A 503-nucleotide genomic window follows, 5' to 3' on the forward strand; every position below is an offset into this window, starting at 1 on the left:
TTGGCCCACACCGTGACCTCGAGCAGCAGGGCGGGGACGGACGGGCCGGGCACGGCGCGGGCCGCCAGGTGGGCGAGGCCCGCGAGCACGAGGTTCGCGGCGGGGCCGGCCATCGCGGTGAGGACCGTGTCCAGCGGTCGGGCGGACGGGCTGCGGAACTGGGTGTGCCCGCCCCACAGGGTGAGCGCGATCTCCTCGGTGCGCTGGCCGAAGGCGCGGCCGGTGAGGGCGTGGGCGGCCTCGTGGACCAGGACGGAGAGGGCCAGGAGCACGGCGTACCCCAGGGCGACCCCGTAGGCGCCGCCGTCGAGCGAGGGCAGCGCGCGCTGGATCTGCGGGCCGAACGCGAGGGTGATGACCGCGGCGATCAGGAGCCAGGACCAGGACAGGCGCACCGGTGCGTCGGCGATCGTGCCCAGCCGGACGGAGGCGGGCCCGCTCATCCGGGCTCGTCCGCCCCGGGCCTGCGCGCGGCGGCGATCCGACGGACCGCGGCGAGGTCG

At 77.5% G+C, this 503-nt stretch carries 1 protein-coding gene; it reads right to left on the reverse strand.

Annotated features, from left to right (window positions below):
• Nucleotides 1–443: M50 family metallopeptidase (locus HMPREF3105_RS12245; protein ID WP_210401457.1), on the reverse strand; the 443-nt coding region annotated here is incomplete at its 3' end.
• Nucleotides 444–503: the final 60 nt, after the last annotated feature.

This window comes from Micrococcus sp. HMSC31B01 (assembly GCF_001816085.1).
GTDB classification, from domain to species: domain Bacteria; phylum Actinomycetota; class Actinomycetes; order Actinomycetales; family Micrococcaceae; genus Micrococcus; species Micrococcus luteus.